This is a genomic window from Phytobacter palmae, assembly GCF_039409775.1.
GTDB lineage: Bacteria > Pseudomonadota > Gammaproteobacteria > Enterobacterales > Enterobacteriaceae > Phytobacter > Phytobacter palmae.
Genome location: NZ_JBCIVJ010000003.1, coordinates 253808 through 276730 on the forward strand (window position 1 = coordinate 253808; position 22923 = coordinate 276730).

General features: G+C 52.3%; 20 protein-coding genes and 1 tRNA gene. 15 read left to right on the forward strand and 6 right to left on the reverse strand.

The annotated features are described in order from the left end of the window. Window positions 1-137: 137 nt before the first annotated feature. The gene (yeiP, locus tag AAIG39_RS06400) at window positions 138-710 is read left to right on the forward strand and encodes an elongation factor P-like protein YeiP (RefSeq protein WP_039079953.1); all 573 of its coding nucleotides are present in this window, start codon (window positions 138-140) and stop codon (window positions 708-710) included. A gap of 70 nt (window positions 711-780) precedes the next feature. On the opposite strand, the gene uxuA is transcribed toward yeiP, so the two are convergent. Beyond that, window positions 781-1971, reverse strand: coding sequence for a mannonate dehydratase (gene uxuA / locus AAIG39_RS06405; protein ID WP_343193432.1), 1191 nt, complete (start codon window positions 1969-1971; stop codon window positions 781-783). 203 nt (window positions 1972-2174) lie between these two features. Here uxuA and AAIG39_RS06410 point away from each other — a divergent pair, with 203 nt between their 5' ends. The 9 genes from AAIG39_RS06410 (at window position 2175) to yejF (ending at window position 13848) form a co-directional block, all read left to right on the forward strand. After that, window positions 2175-3641, forward strand: coding sequence for a mannitol dehydrogenase family protein (locus AAIG39_RS06410; RefSeq protein WP_090085358.1), 1467 nt, complete (start codon window positions 2175-2177; stop codon window positions 3639-3641). Between the two features lie 115 nt (window positions 3642-3756). Beyond that, window positions 3757-4734 (forward strand): CobW family GTP-binding protein, encoded by a 978-nt coding sequence (locus AAIG39_RS06415; protein ID WP_343193433.1) that lies wholly within the window; start codon window positions 3757-3759, stop codon window positions 4732-4734. 42 nt (window positions 4735-4776) lie between these two features. After that, on the forward strand, window positions 4777-5469 hold the full coding sequence (locus AAIG39_RS06420) for a phosphatase PAP2 family protein (protein ID WP_343193434.1): 693 nt from the start codon (window positions 4777-4779) through the stop codon (window positions 5467-5469). 434 nt (window positions 5470-5903) lie between these two features. After that, window positions 5904-6467, forward strand: a complete 564-nt coding sequence (gene mepS / locus AAIG39_RS06425; protein WP_039079949.1) for a bifunctional murein DD-endopeptidase/murein LD-carboxypeptidase — start codon at window positions 5904-5906, stop codon at window positions 6465-6467. 194 nt (window positions 6468-6661) lie between these two features. Beyond that, the gene (locus AAIG39_RS06430; RefSeq protein WP_343193435.1) at window positions 6662-8218 is read left to right on the forward strand and encodes a cyclic di-GMP phosphodiesterase; all 1557 of its coding nucleotides are present in this window, start codon (window positions 6662-6664) and stop codon (window positions 8216-8218) included. Between the two features lie 95 nt (window positions 8219-8313). Further along, window positions 8314-10122, forward strand: coding sequence for an extracellular solute-binding protein (locus AAIG39_RS06435; RefSeq protein ID WP_343193436.1), 1809 nt, complete (start codon window positions 8314-8316; stop codon window positions 10120-10122). 9 nt (window positions 10123-10131) lie between these two features. Then, window positions 10132-11232, forward strand: coding sequence for a microcin C ABC transporter permease YejB (locus AAIG39_RS06440; protein WP_090085352.1), 1101 nt, complete (start codon window positions 10132-10134; stop codon window positions 11230-11232). After that, window positions 11232-12257, forward strand: coding sequence for a microcin C ABC transporter permease (locus AAIG39_RS06445; RefSeq protein ID WP_343193438.1), 1026 nt, complete (start codon window positions 11232-11234; stop codon window positions 12255-12257). Before AAIG39_RS06440 ends, AAIG39_RS06445 begins: the two co-directional genes overlap by 1 nt. A 1-nt stretch (window position 12258) precedes the next feature. Beyond that, window positions 12259-13848: a microcin C ABC transporter ATP-binding protein YejF gene (yejF, locus tag AAIG39_RS06450; RefSeq protein ID WP_343193439.1), complete on the forward strand. Its 1590-nt coding sequence runs from the start codon at window positions 12259-12261 to the stop codon at window positions 13846-13848. A gap of 3 nt (window positions 13849-13851) precedes the next feature. Here the strand turns inward: yejF and AAIG39_RS06455 are convergent, their stop codons facing one another. The 3 genes from AAIG39_RS06455 to rsuA form a co-directional block, all read right to left on the reverse strand. Further along, window positions 13852-14196 carry a YejG family protein gene (locus tag AAIG39_RS06455; protein WP_343193440.1) on the reverse strand — a complete coding sequence of 115 codons (345 nt, stop codon included), beginning with the start codon at window positions 14194-14196 and terminating at the stop codon, window positions 13852-13854. Window positions 14197-14533: 337 nt separating this feature from the next. Beyond that, a complete protein-coding gene (locus tag AAIG39_RS06460) occupies window positions 14534-15727 on the reverse strand; it encodes a Bcr/CflA family multidrug efflux MFS transporter (RefSeq protein ID WP_090085346.1) in 1194 nt (397 codons plus the stop codon). Between the two features lie 16 nt (window positions 15728-15743). After that, the gene (gene rsuA, locus AAIG39_RS06465) at window positions 15744-16451 is read right to left on the reverse strand and encodes a 16S rRNA pseudouridine(516) synthase RsuA (RefSeq protein WP_090085344.1); all 708 of its coding nucleotides are present in this window, start codon (window positions 16449-16451) and stop codon (window positions 15744-15746) included. A 154-nt stretch (window positions 16452-16605) separates the two neighbouring features. On the opposite strand from rsuA, the gene radD reads away from it, so the two are divergent. Both radD and rplY read left to right on the forward strand, forming a co-directional pair. Continuing rightward, the gene (radD, locus tag AAIG39_RS06470; RefSeq protein WP_343193441.1) at window positions 16606-18366 is read left to right on the forward strand and encodes a DNA repair helicase RadD; all 1761 of its coding nucleotides are present in this window, start codon (window positions 16606-16608) and stop codon (window positions 18364-18366) included. 129 nt (window positions 18367-18495) lie between these two features. After that, window positions 18496-18780, forward strand: coding sequence for a 50S ribosomal protein L25 (gene rplY / locus AAIG39_RS06475; RefSeq protein ID WP_090085340.1), 285 nt, complete (start codon window positions 18496-18498; stop codon window positions 18778-18780). A 43-nt stretch (window positions 18781-18823) separates the two neighbouring features. On the opposite strand, the gene AAIG39_RS06480 is transcribed toward rplY, so the two are convergent. Both AAIG39_RS06480 and yejK read right to left on the reverse strand, forming a co-directional pair. Beyond that, the gene (locus AAIG39_RS06480) at window positions 18824-19453 is read right to left on the reverse strand and encodes a hypothetical protein (protein WP_343193463.1); all 630 of its coding nucleotides are present in this window, start codon (window positions 19451-19453) and stop codon (window positions 18824-18826) included. Window positions 19454-19460: 7 nt separating this feature from the next. Further along, window positions 19461-20465: a nucleoid-associated protein YejK gene (gene yejK / locus AAIG39_RS06485; protein ID WP_090085337.1), complete on the reverse strand. Its 1005-nt coding sequence runs from the start codon at window positions 20463-20465 to the stop codon at window positions 19461-19463. 132 nt (window positions 20466-20597) lie between these two features. Between yejK and AAIG39_RS06490 the strand changes: the two genes are divergently transcribed. The 3 genes from AAIG39_RS06490 (at window position 20598) to AAIG39_RS06500 (ending at window position 22757) form a co-directional block, all read left to right on the forward strand. Next, window positions 20598-20825, forward strand: a complete 228-nt coding sequence (locus tag AAIG39_RS06490; protein WP_090085335.1) for a YejL family protein — start codon at window positions 20598-20600, stop codon at window positions 20823-20825. 18 nt (window positions 20826-20843) lie between these two features. Continuing rightward, complete coding sequence (gene yejM, locus AAIG39_RS06495) at window positions 20844-22604, forward strand: LPS biosynthesis-modulating metalloenzyme YejM (protein WP_090085334.1); 1761 nt, start codon at window positions 20844-20846, stop codon at window positions 22602-22604. 76 nt (window positions 22605-22680) lie between these two features. After that, window positions 22681-22757: transfer RNA gene (locus AAIG39_RS06500), tRNA-Pro, on the forward strand. Window positions 22758-22923 lie beyond the last annotated feature (166 nt).

Here is a 22923-nt window from a genome sequence, read left to right on the forward strand (position 1 = left end):
CTCTCTGTTGGGTTAGCCGCCAAACTACCTGTTTTCCCCGTCAAACGCAAAACTCAGCGATTCCACTTGCCTGCAAAGGCCCTCGCGGGTACTTTGTCGCGATATTTTCGTTATTTTTAATTTACAGGATCCCACTGATGCCAAGAGCAAACGAAATCAAGAAAGGTATGGTGCTGAACTACAACGGCAAGCTGCTGATTGTAAAGAACATTGATATTCAGTCACCGAGCGCCCGCGGCGCAGCAACCCTTTACAAAATGCGTTTCTCCGATGTGCGCACCGGCCTGAAAGTCGAAGAGCGTTTCAAAGGCGACGATATCGTCGATACCGTGACCCTGACACGCCGTTTCGTTGACTTCTCTTATGTTGATGGCAACGAATACGTGTTTATGGATAAAGAAGACTACACGCCCTACACCTTCACGAAAGAGCAGATCGAAGAAGAGCTGCTGTTTATCCCGGAAGGCGGTATGCCGGATATGCAGGTACTGACCTGGGATGGCCAACTGCTGGCGCTGGAGCTGCCGCAGACCGTTGATCTGGAAATTGTTGAAACGGCACCCGGTATCAAAGGCGCGTCAGCAAGTTCACGCACCAAACCGGCAACCATGAGTACAGGTCTGGTGATTCAGGTTCCGGAATACCTGACCACCGGCGAAAAAATCCGCATTCATATCGAAGAAAGCCGTTATATGGGCCGCGCTGACTAAGTCAGCCATTAAGCGTAAAAAAGGACAGTGTAAACTGTCCTTTTTTTTATCTCTGCGTGAAACTCACAGATTACAACAGATCGCGGAACAGTGTTTTCTTGAGCGCCAGCTCCACGCCACGCACTTCAGCCATCCCTTTCAGGCGACCAATCGCGGAATAACCTGGATTGGTTTTCTTACGCAGATCATCGAGCATCTGATGACCGTGATCCGGACGGAACGGAATCGGGCGCAGATCGCCCGCTTTCTTACGACGCTGTTCTTCACTAAGGATCGCCGCCACAACGGATACCATATCCACATCGCCTTGCAGGTGCGCAGCTTCATGGAAGGTTTTCGGGTTATCTTCACGACAGGTAGAACGCAGGTGCGTGAAGTGAATACGATCGCCGAAAGTCTCAATCATATTCACCAAATCGTTATCGGCACGTACGCCATAGGAACCAGTGCACATGGTGAAACCATTATTGACGCTATCAACCGCATTTTTCAGCCAGTGCATGTCCTCAATGGTCGAGACAATACGCGGCAGGCCGAGGATTGGACGCGGCGGATCGTCCGGGTGTACCGCCAGACGTACGCCGACTTCTTCTGCTACAGCGACAATCGCACGCAGGAAGTAAGCCATATTTTCGCGCAACTGGTCTTTGTTAATACCATCGTATTCCGCCAGACGGGCACGGAACTGATCCAGCGTATACCCCTCTTCCGCACCAGGCAGGCCAGCAATAATATTGCGCGTCAGTTTTTCAATTTCCGCTGCGCTCATCGCTTCAAAATAGGCCTGCGCCTGCTGCTGTTCTTCTTCGGTGTAATCAGCCTGCGCGCCATCGCGCTTGAGGATATAAAGCTCAAACGCAGCAAAAGCAATCTGATCGAAACGCAGCGCTTTTGAACCGTCCGGCAGTTCGTATTCCAGATCGGTACGCGTCCAGTCGAGGATTGGCATAAAGTTGTAGCACACGGTATCGATGCCGCAGGCTGCCAGGTTGCGGATGCTTTGCTGATAGTTGGCAATCCAGGTGTCGTACTGTCCAGTGTGCGTTTTGATATCTTCATGCACTGGAATACTTTCGACCACCGACCAGGTCAGCCCTTTTTCAGCCAGCAATGCCTGACGCTGTTTGATTTCTTCTACCGGCCAGACCTGACCGTTTGGAATATGGTGCAGTGCCGTCACGACACCTGTTGCGCCAGCCTGGCGCACATCCTCTAATGAAACCGGATCGTTCGGTCCGTACCAACGCCAGGTTTGTTCCATCGTTTTCCCCTCAAAGTTGTTATACCAATACAGCAAAGATTATGACGACTACCATACATGTTTAACCGGGAGGGTCAAACACCGCCGTAGCAATGATTGATCCAGCTCACATTACCCGGATATTTCAGGCACACCAATTCAATTTGCTGTCATATAACTTTACACTGCACATTGTTAATTAATGGTTAAACAGGTGTATTTCAATGCAAACAATTGCCTCCGTCACGCTGCCTGAAACGGTGCAGTTACCCCAGTATGATCGCCGTTCATTACGTTCACGCATTGTTCATTTCGGTTTTGGCGCCTTTCACCGCGCACATCAGGCACTGTTGACTGACCGTGTGCTGAACGCGTTAGGGGGCGACTGGGGAATATGCGAAATCAGCCTGTTCAGCGGCGACCAGCTTATGACGCAATTGCGCGCGCAGGATCATTTGTACACTGTGCTGGAGAAAGGAGCCGAAGGTAATAACGCCTACGTTGTTGGCGTGGTTAACGAATGTCTCAATGCCAGACTGGACTCGCTGGCGGCCATTATTGAAAAATTTTGCGAACCGCAGGTGGCCATTGTTTCGCTGACTATCACCGAGAAAGGCTACTGCATCGACCCGGCAACCGGCAAACTGGACCTCACTCAGCCGCGCATTGCCCATGATCTGCAAAACCCAGGTGAACCGCACTCCGCACCGGGCATTCTGGTTGAAGCGCTCTCCCGTCGCCGTGAACGTGGCCTGCCCGCCTTTACCGTGTTGTCTTGCGACAATATTCCGGATAATGGCCATATTGTGAAAAATGCGGTGCTGGGTATGGCGCAAACTCGTTCCACTGAGCTGGCGCAGTGGATTGACACGCATGTCAGTTTCCCGTCAACCATGGTTGACCGTATCGTGCCGGCGGCTACCGACGAATCACTGGCGGAAATAGCCACTGAACTGGGTGTTGCCGATCCCTGTGCCATCAGCTGCGAGCCCTATATTCAGTGGGTCATTGAAGACAACTTTGTTGCCGGACGTCCACAATGGGAAGTGGCAGGCGTGCAACTGGTACAAGATGTTCGCCCGTGGGAACAGATGAAACTGCGAATGCTCAACGGAAGCCATTCCTTTCTGGCGTACCTCGGATATCTTGCCGGGTTTGCCCATATTAGCGACTGTATGCAGGATGACGTTTTTCGCCGTGCCGCACGCCAGTTGATGCTTGGCGAACAGGCCCCCACGCTTGGCATTACCGGTGTGGATCTCAACGCATACGCGGATAACCTGATTGCTCGTTTTTCCAACCCGGCACTTAAACACCGCACCTGGCAGATAGCGATGGACGGCAGCCAGAAACTGCCTCAGCGTATGCTGGATAGCGTGCGCGTACATTTGCAGCGTGAAAGCCACTGGCCGTTGCTGGCGCTTGGCGTGGCAGGCTGGATGCGCTATGTCAGCGGAACGGACGATGCGGGGGCGGCTATTGATGTGCGTGATCCCATGGCCGACAAGATACGCGCCATCGTCGATACCAGCAGTGAAAGGGAGCGCGTGGGAGCATTGCTGGCGCTCAGTGAAATCTTCGGTACAGATTTATCCACAGATCCGCGCTTCGTAGATGAGATCGAAAGTGCATGGCAACAATTGCGCACACAAGGGGCGCACCAGGCGGTACGTAAGGCTCTGCAAATTTAACATTTTCTGCCATTTAAAGGGGCGGAAAGTGCTTTATCCGCTCCTGCCCTTCTCTTTTTAGGCAATTTTCGTCAGGATTATTGCACTTGTTATTGTGCAAAATCGCGGAGTGAACGTGACGAAAACGAATCTGATTACTGGCTTTCTTGGCAGCGGGAAGACCACGTCCATTCTCCATATGCTGGCAAATAAAGATCCCAACGAGAAATGGGCCGTACTGGTCAATGAATTTGGGGAAGTTGGCATTGATGGCGCGTTACTGGCAGACAGCGGCGCTTTGTTAAAAGAGATCCCTGGCGGATGCATGTGCTGCGTGAACGGTCTGCCAATGCAGGTTGGCCTCAATACGCTACTGCGCCAGGGGAAACCCGATCGCTTACTGATTGAGCCTACTGGCCTTGGGCATCCAAAACAGATTCTCGACATGCTCACCGCCCCTGTCTATGAGCCGTGGATTGATCTGCGCGCTACCCTGTGTCTCCTCGACCCACGCCAGTTGCTGGACGAGAAAGCGGCTGGCAATGAAAACTTCCGCGATCAATTGGCGGCGGCTGACATTATTGTCGCTAATAAAGAAGACCGCGCCAGCGCCGCGAGCCAGCAAGCGCTGGAAGCATGGTGGCAGCAACATGGCGGCGATCGTCTTCGTCTCAACGCCACGCAGGGCAACATTCCCGTGTCGATACTGGATAATCCACGCCGCAATCTGCGCACACTTCCAGCCAGCGCCGAACATCACCACCACACCGGCGAAAAGAAAGGGCTGGCGGCGTTAAGTCTGCCTGAACATCAGCGCTGGCGACGCAGCCTGAATAGTGGCCAGGGCCACCATGCATGCGGCTGGATTTTTGACGCGGATACGCAGTTTGACACCATTGGTTTGCTTGAGTGGGCGCGTCTTGCGCCAGTGGAACGCGTCAAAGGTGTAATGCGTATTCCTGAGGGACTGGTGCGTATTAACCGGCAGGGAATGGACCTGCATATTGAGACGCAAAATGTCGCGCCGCCCGACAGCCGAATTGAACTCATCACGGCCAGCGAAGCGGACTGGAACGCCTTGCAGACCAGTTTGTTGAAGCTTCGTTTAGGTTAAGGGCACTACTGTTTTGCCCGTGTTGTTTAAAAATGGTTAAAGATGAAGACTCGTTTACCGCTTATTTTTTTGCTTAATATCGCTGGATTTGCGCTGTTCCTGTCCTGGTATATGCCAGCCAATCATGGATTCTGGTTTCCACTGGACGCAGCAATTTTCCACTTCTTTAATGACGGCCTCGTTGAGAGCCGAACCTTCCTGTGGCTGGTCGCGCTGACCAACAACCGCGCCTTTGACGCCTGCTCGCTTATTGCGATGGGCTGCCTGATGCTCTCTTTCTGGTTGCGTGAAGACCGCGACGGACGTCGCCGTATTCTCATCATTGGCCTGACGATGTTGCTGTTCGCGGTGGTTATTAATCAGCTCGCGCAATTACTTATTCCCGTAAAACGCGAAAGCCCGACACTATTTTTTAGCGGCATTCATCGGGTCAGCGAATTACTGAATTTCCCGACCAAGGACGCCTCCAAAGACAGTTTCCCGGGCGATCATGGCATGATGTTGCTTATTTTTTCTGCGATCATGTTGCGGTATTTCGGTAAAAAAGCGTTCGGCATTGCCCTGATTATATTTGTGGTTTTCGCCTTCCCGCGCGTGATGATTGGCGCGCACTGGTTTACCGATATTGCCGTTGGTTCCCTTTCTGTGGCGCTGATTGGTCTGCCATGGTGCCTGATGACACCACTTAGCGACAAAATTATTAGCCTGTTCAATCGTTACCTACCGGGCAAATAAACAACTTTTAAACACTTTAATAACACGATTGAACGGAAATCATCAGGGATCGTTTTCGATCCCTGACGCAAATTTGCCAAAAATTGGCCTTTTCTGTCATCAACCGGTCATAACAATTACTATCCAAATTAGCGATTTGCATGATTTTTAACCCAAATTGCCGATTTTTTAGCCATTCCTGATAATTAACTTTCTGTATCAGATTTTCTTATAAAAAATCACATAAAAGCGCTCGCAATAGCCGAGGTGATAGGGTAATCTCGGGTCTGCTTTGAGCAAATGAGCGATTATTTTCATAAAGAATAAATTTGTGCGTTCACCCACAGATTTGACCACTGGTAATTGTCTCATTGCATACAGCTAATTACTCTCGCTGCGTTGGCATTTTTTATAACGATATTTATCGTTAAGGACTTCAAGGGAAAATAATTAACATGGTCAAATCTCAGCCGATTTTGAGATATATCTTGCGGGCGATTCCCGCGGTAGCAGTGGCGGTTCTGTTATCAGCTTGTTCAACAAATACCGCGAAAAACATGCATTCTGAGACGCATGCTGTGGGCGAAGATATCTCTTCACTGCAAGCCTCTCAGGATGAATTTGAAAATATGGTGCGTAATCTGGATGTGAAAAATCGCATCCTCGATCAATATGCTGACTGGAAGGGTGTGCGTTACCGTTTAGGCGGCGACACCAAAAAAGGTATTGATTGTTCCGGCTTCGTCCAGCGCACTTTCCGTGAGCAGTTTGGTTTAGAATTACCACGTTCAACCTACGAACAGCAGGAAATGGGTAAATCGGTATCACGCACCAGTTTGCGTACCGGTGACCTGGTGTTGTTCAGAGCAGGGTCAACGGGTCGCCATGTCGGCATCTACATTGGCAATAACCAGTTTGTCCATGCTTCGACCAGTAGTGGTGTGGTGATTTCCAGCATGGATGAACCGTACTGGAAGAAGCGCTACAACGAAGCGCGCCGTATATTGTCCCGTAGCTAACGCATGTTTTCGCCAGTTATCCCTTGGCTGGCGCGAAACGATAAAAGAACACTGCCCCGGCGGTGTTTTTTTATACCCATTTTTCTTGCATGTTTATATGTCTCATTCCACCTTTCCAGGCTATATTCCAGGAAATCAGACAGTTCAAACGCCTGGCTTTTTCCGCTCAAACTCGCCAGATATGGATATAAGTGATGTTGACCCGCACCTTTTCCGCAAGCCGGAAAATTCTTCTGTTTAGCCTTCTGGTCGGTCTCTTCGCGGCTATTGCCGTTAGCGGGATTCAAATTTTAGTCGTTCAGAAGAAACATGAACAAAAGATGAATGCCGTACTCGCGGGTATGCAGCACTGGCTCACAGACTATTTTAGCGATATCAAAACCACCGCAGAGGCGCTCCAGCCGCTAACACTGAATGAGTGCTCGGAAGTCACCAGCGAGTTGACTTCGCGTGCCGCTTTTAGCATGAATGTCCGCGCGTTTTTATTAATCAAAAACAATAACGCTTTTTGTTCTTCCGCTACGGGAGAGATGAATGTACCGATGAAGGATCTCTTGCCGGAAGTTGATCTGAACAAAGACTTTGATATGGTTATCTTACCCGGTACGCCAATGATGCCGGATAAACCTGCGATTGCAATGTGGTTCCGCAGCACCTTGCTTGATGATCGTGGTGTTTTTGTGTCACTGAATGTGAACCTCACCCCTTTCCTGCTTTATACCTCACAACAACAAGAGCTGACCGGTATTGGCCTCGCTATTGGCAACAACGCGATCTCCACTTTTTCGACAGGTCTTGTTGATCTGCGTAACCTGAAAACCGCACCGTTTCGCACGGCTCATCTTGCTGGCTTTCCGCTGACCATTCATCTTTATACCGAGACATGGAAGTCCGAAGACGTACAGTTTGCCCTGCTGTTTGGCGGCATGGTGGGTACACTTGCGGGCTTGCTGACAGCCTGGTATCTGTATATCCGCATGCGTCCTGGCAAAGAGATCCTGACCGCAATTAAACAGGATCAGTTTTATGTGGTGTATCAGCCAGTAGTTGATTCCAGTGAACTGCGTGTGCGCGGTGTCGAGGTGCTGATGCGCTGGAAGCACCCCACCGCCGGTGAGATCCCTCCAGATGCGTTTATCCAGTATGCCGAGGCGCAACAGCTGATCGTGCCGCTGACGCTGCATCTGTTTAAGCTTATTGCCCACGATGCGCCAGTCTTGCAAACGCTGCTGCCACAGGGGGCTAAACTGGGTATTAACATCTCGCCCGGCCATTTGCATGCCGAAAGCTTTGCTGAGGATATTCGAAAGTTTACTCGCTCACTTCCGGAGGACTATTTCCGTCTGGTGCTGGAGATCACTGAGCGGGATATGTTACGCCAGAGTGAGGCGTTGAAATTATTTCAGTGGCTGCATGATGAAGGCTATGAAATTGCCATTGATGATTTCGGCACTGGTCACAGCGCACTTATCTATCTTGAACGCTTTACCGTTGATTATCTCAAAATCGATCGCGGCTTTGTGAACGCTATCGGCACCGAAACCGTCACGTCTCCAGTGCTTGATGCGGTGCTGACGCTGGCGAAACGCCTGAATATGGCCACGGTAGCAGAAGGTGTCGAAACACCGGAACAGGCTCGCTGGCTGCGGGAACATGGTGTTAATTTTATGCAGGGTTACTATTTCAGCCGCCCGATGACGCTTGAACAGTTCACGGTGTGGCATTGCCCGCAGTTTTCATCACGACTATAGGCCGTTAATTATTTCACAACGGGCGCACCCTCCCTTATTATTCAATGAGAAAACGTTGGTGCGCCCGGAGCGCCACAGGTAAAGGATCCCGCCCGATGAAGTTTGTGCGCCTGTTTATTTTGAATTTGCTGCTGGTTGGCGCCGTTACCCATGCGCAAACCATTAAAGAGAGTTATGCGTTTGCCGTTATCGGTGAGCCTAAATACGCCATTAATTTCTCACATTTTGATTATGTGAATCCCGCTGCGCCTAAAGGCGGCAATATTACGCTTTCGTATCTCGGCACCTTCGATAGCTTCAACCGCTTTGCACTGCGCGGTAACGCTGCCGTGCGCACCGAGTCGCTCTATGACAGCCTGTTTACTACCTCTGACGATGAACCCGGCAGCTACTATCCATTGATTGCTGAGGTGGCCCGCTACGCCGATGATTATTCATGGGTCGAGGTCTCAATCAACCCACGCGCCACCTTCCACGACGGTTCACCTATCCGGGCCAGTGATGTGGCATTCACGTTCAATAAGTTTATGACCGAAGGGGTGCCGCAATTCCGTCTGATCTATAAGGGAACCACGGTCAAAGCGATTTCGCCGTTAACGGTGCGTATCGAACTGGGCGAACCGGGCAAAGAGAATATGCTTAGCCTGTTATCTCTGCCGGTTATGCCTGAAAAATTCTGGAAAGATCATAAGCTCAGCGACCCGTTATCTTCTCCTCCCCTCGGTAGCGGACCTTATCGCATCACCAGCTGGCGAATGGGCCAATATGTAACTTATTCCCGCGTAAAGGACTACTGGGGGGCAACGCTACCGGTCAATCGCGGACGCTGGAATTTCGACAGTATACGCTATGACTATTACCTGGATGACAATGTCGCCTTTGAGGCCTTTAAAGCCGGCGCGTTCGATATGCGCACCGAAGGCAGCGCAAAAAACTGGGCGACGCGCTATATCGGCAGCAATTTCGACCGCGGCTATATCATTAAAGATGAGCAGCAAAACACCTCCGCGCAGGATACCCGTTGGCTGGCGTTCAATATCCAGCGCCCGGTGTTTAGCGACCGCCGGGTACGTGAAGCTGTCTCGCTGGCTTTTGACTTCGAGTGGATGAACAAGGCGCTGTTTTATAACGCCTACAGCCGCACCAACAGCTATTTTCAGAACACTGAATATGCTGCGCGCAATTATCCGGATGCCGCGGAGTTGACGCTACTGGCGCCAATGAAAGCCGATCTGCCGCCGGAGGTTTTCACCTCTATTTATACCCCGCCCGTATCCAAAGGCGACGGCTATGACCGGGAAAACCTGCTGAAAGCCAGCGAGCTACTCAAGCAGGCAGGTTGGGAAATGAAAGACCAGAAGCTGGTGAACACCCGGACCGGTAAACCTTTCGTTTTCGAGATGCTGCTGCCTTCTGGCGGAAACAATCAGTGGGTGCTGCCGTTTCAGCACAACCTGGCACGACTGGGTATTACGATGGAAGTCCGTCAGGTCGATAACTCGCAGATAACCAATCGTCTACGCACCCGTGATTACGACATGATGCCACGCGTCTGGCGGGCCATGCCCTGGCCCAGTTCCGATCTGCAAATCTCCTGGAGTTCGCAATATATCGATTCAACCTATAACTCTCCAGGCGTGAAAAGCCCGGTACTGGATAAACTGATCGCGCAAATTATCCAGGCACAGGGAGATAAGCAAAAACTGCTGCCGCTGGGGCGGGCGCTCGACCGGGTGCTGACGTGGAATTATTACATGTTGCCCATGTGGTACATGGCAGCCGATCAGGTGGCCTACTGGGACAAATTTTCGATGCCAGGTATTCGCCCCGTCTATTCACTCGGTTTTGACACCTGGTGGTATGACGTGAACAAAGCGGCAAAACTGCCCGCAGACAGACGCTAAGGAGACAGAATGGGCGCCTATTTTATTCGACGCTTATTGCTGATCATTCCCACCTTGTGGGCGATTATCACCATTAACTTTTTCATCGTGCAGATTGCCCCGGGTGGGCCGGTCGATCAGGCCATTGCAGCGATTGAGTTCGGTAACCAGAGCGGTTTACCAGGTACGACGGTCGAGGGCGGCGGCGCCACACACGCCCGTACCGGTATCGGCAGCGCCACCAGCAACGACAGCCACTATCGCGGCGGACGTGGGCTTGATCCGGAAGTGATTGCTGAAATCACCAAACGCTACGGTTTCGACAAACCGATTCATGAGCGTTATTTCAAAATGCTCTGGGATTATGTCCGATTCGACTTCGGTAATAGCCTGTTCCGCAGTGCCTCAGTGCTACAGCTGATCAAAGAAAGCCTGCCGGTTTCCGTCACGCTTGGACTGTGGGGAACGCTGATCATCTACCTTGTGTCCATTCCACTTGGGATCCGCAAAGCGGTCTATAACGGTAGCCGGTTCGACGTCTGGAGCAGCGCTTTTATTATTATTGGCTATGCAATACCCGCATTCCTGTTTGCTATTTTGCTAATTGTCTTTTTTGCGGGCGGGAGCTATTACGATATCTTTCCACTACGCGGGCTGGTTTCGTCGAACTTCGACACCCTGCCCTGGTACGGTAAGGTAACGGATTACCTGTGGCATATCACCCTGCCTGTGCTGGCTACCGTTATCGGCGGCTTTGCGGCCCTGACCATGCTGACCAAGAACTCATTTATGGATGAGATACGCAAGCAGTATGTGGTCACCGCGCGTGCAAAAGGCGTCAGCGAAAGCAGAATTATGCGCAAGCATGTGTTTCGTAACGCTATGTTGTTGGTTATCGCAGGCTTCCCGGCTACTTTTATCAGCATGTTTTTTACCGGCTCGCTGCTTATTGAAGTCATCTTCTCGCTTAATGGTCTGGGGCTTTTGGGCTACGAGGCTACCGTCTCACGCGATTACCCGGTGATGTTCGGCACACTTTATATTTTCACGCTTATCGGCCTGTTGCTGAATATTCTCAGCGATATCAGTTACACGCTGGTCGACCCGCGCATCGATTTCGAGGGACGCTGATGTTTCAATTAAGCTACGTCAATCAGACTCGCTGGGCGCGTTTTCGCCATAATCGCCGCGGCTTTTGGTCGCTGTGGATTTTTCTGCTGATCTTTTTATTCAGCCTGTTTGCCGAACTGATCGCAAATGATAAACCGCTACTGGTGCATTACAAGGGAAGCTGGTATGTGCCCGTCATTTTCGACTACAGCGAGAGTGAGTTCGGCGGTCCGTTTGCTACGCAAGCGGATTATCAGGATCCCTGGCTGCAGCAGCAAATTGCGCAACATGGCTGGATGATTCAGGCCCCCATCCGCTTCGGCGCGCGCAGTATCAACTACGCCACCACTCAGCCTTTCCCCTCGCCGCCCTCGAAGCAGAACTGGTTGGGTACCGATGCCAACGGCGGTGATGTGCTGGCGCGTATCCTCTACGGAACGCGTATTTCATTGCTGTTTGGCTTAATGTTGACGCTCTGCTCCTGTGTCATCGGCGTCATCGCAGGTGCACTCCAGGGTTATTACGGCGGAAAAATCGATCTGTGGGGCCAGCGCTTTATTGAGGTCTGGTCCGGCATGCCAACGCTGTTCCTGATAATTCTGCTCTCCAGCGTCGTACAGCCTGGTTTCTGGTGGCTGCTGGCCATTACGGTGCTGTTCGGCTGGATGAGTCTGGTCGGTGTAGTGCGCGCTGAGTTTCTGCGTACGCGAAATTTCGACTATATCCGCGCGGCGCAGGCGCTGGGGGTAAACGATCGCAGTATTATGCTGCGCCATATGCTGCCTAATGCGATGGTCGCCACGCTGACCTTCCTGCCGTTTATTTTGTGCAGCTCGATTTCCACCCTGACCTCGCTGGATTTCCTTGGCTTCGGTTTGCCGCTGGGTTCGCCGTCGCTCGGTGAATTATTGCTGCAGGGGAAGAACAATCTGCAGGCGCCCTGGCTGGGTATCGCGGCGTTTTTGTCCGTGGCAGTATTGCTGTCGCTGTTAATTTTTATTGGTGAAGCGGTGCGCGACGCCTTCGACCCTAACAAGGCGGTATAAGATGACACCTCCCCTGTTACGTATTGATTCCCTGTCTATCGCTTTTCGTCAGCAGGAGACGCAGCGCACGGTGGTGGATTCGCTTTCTCTGCAAATTGAGGCGGGTGAAACACTGGCGCTGGTTGGCGAATCCGGCTCCGGCAAAAGCGTGAGCGCATTGTCGATCCTGCGTCTGTTGCCCACTCCGCCCGCAGTCTATCCGCAGGGCGATATCCTCTTCCATGGAGAAAGCCTGCTGCATGCCAGCGAGAAAACCTTACGCCAGGTACGCGGCAATAAAATTGCGATGATTTTTCAGGAACCGATGGTGTCGCTAAACCCACTGCATAGCGTGGAAAAGCAGCTTTATGAGGTCTTATCGCTTCACCGGGGAATTCGTCGGGAGGCCGCCCGCGCCGAGATACTGACCTGTCTGGACCGGGTGGGTATCCGCAATGCCCGTCAGCGTCTGGGGGATTTCCCCCACCAGCTTTCCGGTGGCGAACGCCAGCGCGTGATGATTGCTATGGCGCTACTCACCCGTCCCGAGCTATTGATTGCCGATGAACCCACTACTGCACTGGATGTGACAGTGCAGGCGCAAATTCTGACGCTACTGCGCGAACTGCGTCAGGAGCTGAACATGGGGCTTCTGTTTATCACGCATAACCTGAACATCGTGCGCAAACTGGCGGACAACGTTGCCGTGATGCAAAACGGTCTGTGCGTCGAGCAGAACAGCGCCAGCGCTCTGTTTGCCGCGCCGGCCCACCCCTATACTCAGCGCCTGTTGAACAGCGAGCCCGCAGGCGAGCCGGTTCCGCCAGACCCGCAGGCACCTGTGTTACTGCGCGTGGATAATCTTGGCGTCAGTTTTCCGATCCGCAAAGGTATCTTTAAACGCGTGGTGGGCGAAAACCGGGTGGTCAACAATATCAGCTTCACCCTGCGCGCAGGAGAAACGCTGGGGCTGGTTGGGGAGTCGGGTTCCGGGAAAAGCACCACCGGGCTTGCCCTGTTGCGCCTGATTGCTTCGCAGGGCGCCATCACCTTTGGCGATAGCCCTCTACATACATGGAACCGCAAACAGATGTTACCGGTGCGCCACCGTATTCAGGTGGTCTTTCAGGATCCGAACTCATCGCTTAATCCACGGCTTAACGTTCAGCAGATTATCGAAGAGGGATTACTGGTACACCAGCCTGCGTTAACGCGCGAAGCGCGAGAGGCTGAGGTCATCAGAGTAATGAAGGAGGTCGGTCTGGATCCGGAAACCCGCCGCCGTTTCCCGGGCGAGTTTTCAGGCGGTCAACGCCAGCGTATTGCCATAGCCCGGGCATTGATACTGAAACCTGAGCTGATCATTCTGGATGAACCCACCTCTTCTCTTGATCGCACGGTACAGGCGCAGATACTCGCCTTACTGAAATCGCTCCAGCAGACGCACCATCTGGCTTATATTTTTATCAGTCATGATTTGCAGGTAGTGCGCGCGTTATGCCATCAGGTGATTGTGCTGAAACAGGGAGAGGTGGTTGAACAGGGAGAGTGCCACCGCGTGTTTAGCGCGCCGCAGCAGGACTATACGCGCCAGCTTTTATCACTAAGCTGACGCTCAGAAAGGATTCTGACTGGTGAAGGGTTCGGCGATCGCGACGCCAAAGTTTTTCAGGCGGCAGGTCGCTGCAAACTCATCCTGGCAGCTAACAAACAGACATGGTTCACCTTCGCATTCCACGATGGAGCAATCCACTTCGATGTCACTCAGCGCCTGACTTAGCTTATGCATAACCGGCCACGCGCTATCGCCATCCGGGCTCAATAATTTCAGCGCTACAAGAGTGCCTTCCGCGTCATCGTCATTTTGCGGAATCGGTTCAACCCTGGCGCCTGCAAAACCATCGAGCCAGCGGTAGCACTGGGGTAAACGGTGGATGATGGAGAGTTGTAATGTATTCACTTTCTGTCCCCGGAAGTACCAATCACTTCACAAATATTTCACATTTATATTAACACATTATTGACAAATCGTCTCGTCAGCGGCAGATAAAACGCTAAATGCCATACTGTATGCGGGTTACCGGTTCATTTATCAGGTTTTTATCGATGAACCTCTGCCCTTTTTTCGGCTATATGTACCCGTTTCTGAGATCTAACTCAACCTATTTTACTACAATGATGTGACTTTTTACACAAACGGATTTTACATAAAATAAACAAACATGTCCGAATGTATGTCTGGTTTGGTTGATATGCATCAAAAAAGGGGGCATTTCTGCCCCCCTTCTGTTGAAAGGTTACGCCAGTTTTTTGCCGCGGCTGGCGTAGAGGTAGAAGAGAACAGAGCTGGTCGCGCAGAAGGTGATTGACCAAATCATTGGCCATGCTGAATTAAACGACGAGACAGAAAGCAGCGCGCCGACAATTGCGCCAATACCAAAACGAAACGTGCCGGCAAGCGACGAAGCGGTTCCTGCCATATGGGGAAACTCATCGAGAATAACCGCCATCGCGTTCGACGACACCAGCGAAACACAGCCGACGAAAGCAGCCACGCCCACAACCAGCGACCAGAAACCTGCGCCGAGCAGTGCTGTGATGACCATCCACAGCGCCATCACAAACTGCACCCACAGCCCGCTACGAAACATGTTGAGCGCACCAACACGGCGGACAAAGCGCCCGTTAATGATGGTCATCAGGAATAAAAACACAATGTTCAGTGCGAAATAGTAACCAAAGTCTTGTGGCGAAACATGGTTAATTTCGATGTAGACAAATGGTCCTGCGCTCAGGAAAGAGAACATCCCGGCAAAGCTAAAGCCACTTGCCAGCATATAACTAAGCACACGTTTATGGCGAAACAGAGATGCAAAATTGCCCACTGTCGTGCGCAAATGGAACGGCTGACGGCGCCCGGGCGGCAGGGTTTCACGAATAAACACGGTAATCATCACCGAAACCAGCAAGCCCGCCACCGCCAGGATCCAGAAGATCACATGCCAGCTAAACCATTTCAGCACTGCCCCGCCAATCATTGGAGCAAGCAATGGCGCTATGGTGGTCACCAGCATGACAAACGACATCATCCGCGAAAACTCTTCGCGCGGATACATGTCGCGCATCAGGGCATTAATCACCACGCTGGCTGCGGCTGCCGCCAGACCATGAAAGAAGCGCATGGTAATCAGTTGATCGATACTTTGTGCCAGCGCGCAGGCCCCGGCCGCTGCGGCAAAAATCAGCGTACCGCCGAGGATCACAGGCTTACGCCCGATGCTGTCTGCCATCGGGCCATAAATCAGTTGTCCCAACGCAAAGCCCAGAATGTAGGTACTCAGCGTCATTTGTGCGCTGCCCGCCGGTACGCCAAATTGCCCGGCAATCACCGGGAGCGCGGGCAGATACATATCAATAGATAACGGCATCAACATGGCCAGCAGGCCAAGAATAATCACAATACTCAGTGATGAGTGTGGCCTGTTGGTCACAAGAAGCTCCTGTAAGTTAACGCGCAGGCAAACCGACGCTGGCAATCTCTTCTTCTGTCAGTGCGCGGTACTCTCCCGGCGCCAGATCGTCGTCGAGGGTAATCGCGCCGATACGTTCACGATGTAATCCGATAACGTGGTTGCCTACCGCGGCAAACATACGTTTTACCTGGTGATAGCGCCCTTCGCTGATGGTTAAACGTACCTGCGTCGGGGTGATCACTTCGAGCTGCGCCGGTTGGGTCAGATCTTTCTCGTTATGTAACTGAACACCTTTGGCAAAGCGTTCCGCTGTATCTTCTGCCACTGGCGACTCCAGATCGACCAGATAGGTTTTCTCGCAGTGATGACGCGGTGAGGTAATACGGTGCGACCACTGTCCATCGTCGGTCATCAACACCAGTCCCGTGGTATCGATATCCAGCCGCCCCGCAGCATGCAGTTTGTGTGCTACTGGCTCATCGAGAAAATAGAGTATCGTCGGATGATCGGGATCGTCCGTAGAACAAACATAGCCCTGTGGTTTATTGAGCATGAAATAACGGGGGCCGGTCTGTTGAGCCAGTGCGTTACCCTCATACTCCACCTCGTGTTCCGGGAGTAATTTGAACGCGGCATCTCTGACAATTTCGCCGTCTACGGTAATGTGACTGGCGCGGATTTGACGTCCGGCAATAGCACGGCTTACGCCGAGTTGCTGAGCGATAAACTTATCAAGTCGCATGAAGTTGTTTTGCCTGTATGGTGCTGGGAGCAGGACTTTCGTCCTTAAGAAGACTCAGGTGATTTACGCCTGTCAGTATAGCGGTCATTCTACACCGCTCAAGGGAAAGATTCGTGGCATACTTGTGACATGATGTTGTTACGCCATAAAAAGCATGACTTTTACCTTACGCCCATATCAACGCGAAGCGGTAGACGCTACCCTCGCCCACTTTCGCCACCACGATGAACCGGCGGTGATTGTCCTGCCCACCGGTGCGGGCAAAAGCCTGGTTATTGCTGAACTGGCAAGGGTGGCGCGCGGGCGCGTGCTGGTGCTCGCCCACGTTAAAGAACTGGTCGCACAAAATCACGCGAAATATCTCGCTCTGGGTCTGGAGGCGGATATCTACGCCGCTGGCCTCAAGAGTAAACAGAGTGAGGGCAAAGTGGTGTTTGGCAGCGTACAGTCCGTTGCCCGCAACCTTGACCATTTTCAGGGGGAGTTTTCACTGCTGATTGTCGATGAGTGCCACCGCATCAGCGACGATGACGAAAGCCAGTATCAGCAAATCTTACAGCACCTGCGCAAAGTGAATCCCCGCGTAAGGCTGCTTGGCCTGACCGCAACGCCCTTTCGTCTGGGGAAAGGCTGGATTTACCGTTTTCATTATCACGGCATGGTTCGGGGCGATGAAAAAGCGCTTTTCCGCGACTGCATTTATGAGCTTCCGCTGCGCTACATGATCAAGCATGGCTATCTGACGCCACCAGAACGGCTCGACATGCCCGTGGTGCAGTATGATTTCAGCCGCCTGCAGGCACAGAGTAACGGCCTGTTCAGCGAAGCGGATCTGAACCGTGAACTGAAAAAACAAAAACGCGTCACGCCGCATATCATCAGCCAGATTGTTGAGTTCTCAGAAAGCCGCAAAGGGGTGATGATTTTTGCCGCGACCGTAGAACATGCCCGTGAAATTACCGGACTGTTGCCAGCCGGCGAAGCGGCGCTGATTACTGGCGAAACGCCTGGTCCGCAGCGTGATGAACTTATTGAGGCGTTTAAAGCGCAACGTTTTCGCTATCTGGTGAACGTGTCGGTACTTACTACCGGCTTCGATGCGCCACATGTCGATTTGATTGCCATCCTGCGCCCGACGGAATCCGTCAGCCTGTATCAGCAAATTGTTGGCCGCGGCCTGCGATTGTTTCCCGGCAAAACCAGTTGCCTGATTCTCGATTACGCCGGGAATCCGCACGATCTCTACGCCCCGGAAGTGGGTGCCCCGAAAGGAAAAAGCGATAACGTACCCGTGCAGGTGTTTTGCCCGGCCTGCGGCTTTGCCAATACGTTTTGGGGAAAAACCACGGCGGATGGCACTTTAATTGAACATTTTGGTCGCCGCTGTCAGGGCTGGTTTGAGGACGATGACGGTCAACGGGAACAGTGTGACTATCGTTTCCGCTTTAAAAATTGCCCCCAGTGTAATACCGAAAACGACATTGCCGCTCGCCGCTGTCGGAGCTGCGACACCATTCTGGTCGATCCGGACGATATGCTTAAAGCGGCGCTGAAACTCAAAGACGCGTTGGTCCTGCGCTGTAGCGGAATGGACTTACAGCACGGCGCGGATGACAAAGGCGAGTGGCTCAAAATTACCTACTACGATGAAGATGGCGCAGATGTCAGCGAACGCTATCGCCTGCATACCCCCGCCCAGCGTACCGCCTTTGAGCAGCTCTTTATCCGCCCGCACACCCGTACGCCCGGTGTGCCGTTACGCTGGATCGTTGCCGCCGATATTCTCGCCAGGCAGGCGCTGTTACGACACCCTGACTTTGTTGTGGCACGCAAAAAAGGCCAGTACTGGCAGGTGCGAGAGAAAGTATTCGATTATGAGGGGCGCTTTCGCCGCGCCAATGAGTTACGCGGCTAAGTTCATATCAGTGCGGCTTGTAACAGAGGGGGGATACGGGTATAATCCCGCCCGCTTTTGCATCCGCAGAGCAGATCACTTGCCTGTTGCTGGGTCGCCTGTAGCAGGAACTATTGAAGAGAGTTTTAAATGTCTACTATTAACGCAGAAGTACGTAAAGAGCAGGGTAAGGGTGCGAGCCGCCGCCTGCGCGCAGCTAACAAATTCCCGGCTATCGTTTACGGTGGGAATGAAGCTCCGGTTGCTATCGAACTGGACCACGACCAGCTGTGGAACATCCAGGCTAAAGCTGAATTCTATAGCGAAGTTCAGACCCTGGTTATCGATGGCAAAGAAGTAAAAGTGAAAGTTCAGGCTGTACAGCGTCACGCTTACAAACCGAAACTGACTCACATCGACTTCGTTCGCGCTTAATCGCTAACGAGTGTTGAGAAAAACCCCGCCATGCGGGGTTTTTTTATATCTCATCAAATTCGATTAACGGCCTACCTGTTCGCGGATCGTCTGGCTCTGCCCGTACATCATCACGCTTAAGCTGATTGAGTAATGCCCTCTGGCGAACCGATGCGCTCTCTGGCATCCATGGCAAAATACGTACCGGGATGACCTGCCCCTCACTCAAAGCATCAAACATCTTTTCGTTGCTTATCAGATCCGCGCACTGCCACGTCCGGCCATCAAACTGAAAGTCAAACCAGAGAGTAAACGCCAACTCTTCAATATGCTCACGACGGGAGTATCGTTCGAAGTCGTACTGAATATTGGTCTTTTCCCGCGTTTTGCGTACCAGTGTCGCATTCAGGTTCAGCCCAAAACGCTTGAGCTGCCCTTTCTGATAATAGTAACTGACGCTGCTCAGGGTCGATTTGAAGGCAAAACCGATGAGAAAAAGCCCCACGCACAGAAATACACCACCGAGGAGCCCGGGCATAAAGCGCCCGTCGCTGCGACTAAAGATAAACAGCGACGCGACGCTGAACAGCATACCTGAGGCACAAACCGCCACAAAAACAATAATGTGCTTACGCAATACCTGTCGCAGCAATGCTATATCGACAGGCGGTTTCTGGCGTATTCCTTCACGCACAGTGCGGTCAGTTGCCACCGGTTCTGCGCTGCAGTTGATCGCGCAGATTCGGCGGTGTGCCCTTAATGGTCAACGTATCAGTCGCCGGATCCCAAAAAATACGCTCGCCCAACAGCAAAGCATCGAAGTTAATGGTTAACCCACCACCACTGCCGGCATATTTGGTTAACTGACGCAGCGTACTGCGATCCGCCGGGAAGCTCTCTTCAAGCTCATAGCCCTGCCCCGCGGTAAACTCTTCAAAGCTAACTTCGCTTACGCCCGCCAGCTCTTTTGACAATGACGCCAGTTCAATCTCTTCGCCAGCCTGCAACTGTTCATTACAGTAGGTGTAGACCTGCTGGCGAACATCCTGACGTTCTGATTTATCGAGCTGCGCCTGTGCGGTAAAGTCATCCACCGCCTGCAACAATCCACGGTTCTGCGCTTTGGCGTTTAGCCCTTCGGTTGCACCGAGGAAATCCATGAAAAAGTCAGAAACCTTGCGTCCAACGCGCCCTCTGAGGAAGGTCAAATAACGCGTCGATTGCGGGTTGGTTTCCCACTCGGTTAAATCAACACGCGCTACGATATCCGCATGGTTGATATCGAGATAATGTGTCGCGCTGATGTCCAGTTGCTCATTAACACGCATACTGCTTAAATTATTCAGCACAGCGACCAGCAGGTACTCTACCGCCAGATAACGATAATGGCAGAACAGCACAATGCCACCGTCCGCAAAGGGGTATTTTGCCAGTTCATCACGTAAGCGCCCCGTTGCCGCACGGCTGAACGCGAGAAAATCTTCCTCGCCCTGACGCTGAAGGCGTAATGCCTGCGCCAGTTCGCTGTCGTCGTTAAACAGGCCGTAGGCTTTACTTTTCGCGCTGTAAACCCGGTGTAACTCGGCGACCATCTCCTCAACGGGAGCGGTCGGTTCCAGCAAAGATTCGCGCAACACCAGTTCAAGGTTTTGCTCATCGCGCTTGATAAGCTGGTGCAGGGCAATCTGGTTGATGTCCAGACTCATGATAAACTCTCCTTTTAGACCGGGCGGTATTCAACCACCACGCAAGCAACTGTGCAACTGCTGATAAAAAAGCAGAAAAAAAGCCATTGCTACGGTAATATGTTGCCCTTTATGAATAACTGATTTCGATTTATGCCACAAAATTCCCGCTACAGTGATGAACACGTTGAACAACTGCTAAGTGAGCTGGCCAACGTGCTGGAAAAACACAAGTCTCCGACCGACCTTTCCCTGATGGTTCTGGGGAACATGGTGACGAACTTGATCAATACCAGCATCGCACCTGCTCAACGCCAGGCCATCGCAAAATCTTTCGCCCAGGCACTGCAGTCGTCCGTTAATGACGATAAAGCGCATTAAGGTAAACAGCGACAAGTTATGGTGACTCATCGTCAGCCCTACCGTGAAAAAGTCTCCCAGATGGTAAGCTGGGGGCACTGGTTCGCCCTGTTCAATATTTTATTGTCCATTGTGGTCGGTAGTCGCTATCTGTTTGTTGCCGACTGGCCGACAACGCTTGCCGGGCGGATATACTCTTACCTGAGCGTGGTCGGTCATTTCAGTTTCCTGGTGTTCGCCACCTACCTGCTGATTTTATTTCCCCTCACCTTTGTGGTGATGTCCCAGCGCCTGATGCGGTTCCTTTCCGTTATTCTGGCGACCACAGGGATGACGCTGTTACTTATCGATAGCGAAGTTTTTACCCGTTTTCACCTGCATCTCAATCCCATCGTCTGGGAACTGGTAATTAACCCCGACCAGAATGAGACGGCGCGTGACTGGCAACTGATGTTTATCGGCGTGCCGGTTATCCTGCTCGTTGAGATGCTGTTTGCCACCTGGAGCTGGCAAAAACTTCGCAGTCTGACCCGGCGGCGGCGCTACGCAAAACCGGTGGCAGGGTTCTTTTTCGTTGCCTTTATTGCCACCCACGTTATGTATATCTGGGCGGATGCTAACTTCTATCGCCCCATCACCATGCAGCGTGCAAACCTGCCTCTCTCCTACCCGATGACGGCACGCCGCTTCCTGGAGAAACATGGTCTGTTGGATGCTCAGGATTATCAGCGACGCCTGATTGAACAGGGTAGCCCGGAAGCCGTTTCGGTACAGTATCCATTGAGCGATTTACGTTATCTGGATATGGGATCCGGGCAAAACGTTCTGCTGATTACCGTTGATGGCCTGAATTACTCTGGTTACGAAAAACAGATGCCAGCGCTTGCTGCGTTTGCGGAACAGAACGTGACATTCACGCAGCATATGAGTTCCGGCAACACGGCGGACAGCGGCTACTTTGGCCTGTTTTACGGTATTTCGCCAGGTTACATGGACGGGGTGCTGTCGGCACGCGTGCCTGCTGCGCTCATATCTGCGCTCAATCAGCAAGGTTATCAGTTAGGCCTGTTCTCTTCCGACGGGTTCAGCAGCGCGTTGTATCGTCAGGCATTGCTTTCGGATTTCTCGCTTCCTGCGGCAAAAACACAGACGGACGCTCAAACTGCCGATCAATGGATTGACTGGCTGGGCCATTATGCTCAGGACGATAATCGCTGGTTCTCCTGGGTGGCGTTGAACGGCACCACCCTGCCAGACAGCAATCAGCAGAATTTTACCCGTCGCTATGGTCGCGCTGTGGCCGATGTCGATACACAGATCAACCGTTTACTGGATGCGCTGCGTGAATCGGGCAAGCTGGATGATACGGTGGTGATAATCACCGCCGGTCACGGCATCCCTGCTGATAAGTCGGGCGCTGACTTTGCCTGGTCGCGTGACAATCTGCATGTGCCGCTGGTGATTCACTGGCCGGGTACGCCTGCACAGCGCATCAACAAGCTGACCGACCACAAAGATGTGATGACGACGCTAATGCAGCGCCTGTTACATGTAAGTACGCCAGCAAACGAGTATTCGCAGGGCCAGGATCTGTTTAATGCGACGCGCCGCCATACATGGGTAACCGCAGCAAGCGGCGATGCGTTGGCGATAACGACGCCACAGATGACGCTGGTGCTCAATCAGAACGGCAGCTATCAGACCTGGAGTCCGCAGGGTGAAAAGATTCAGGATCAGAAACCGCAGTTGAGTTTGCTGTTACAGGTTCTGACAGATGAAAAACGGTTTATCGCTAACTGATTGATTATTTATGAATCAGTTAGCTGCCCCTTCACTTGCAATCAGCGGTGAAAAGGGTACTATTACCGCCACAAATCGGCACGTAGCGCAGCCTGGTAGCGCACTGTCATGGGGTGTCAGGGGTCGGAGGTTCAAATCCTCTCGTGCCGACCAAATATTTCACCGGTAAGCTTTACGCGATCGGTTACCCCTTAAAAACCCGCATTCTCTTTGAGTCTGCGGGTTTTTTAATGGCTGCAATCCCCTCACGTCTTACGGCTTTCTCCCTTTGCTTATGAAAACGCATATGAAAACAATGTGCACCGCACTCGCCGATGAT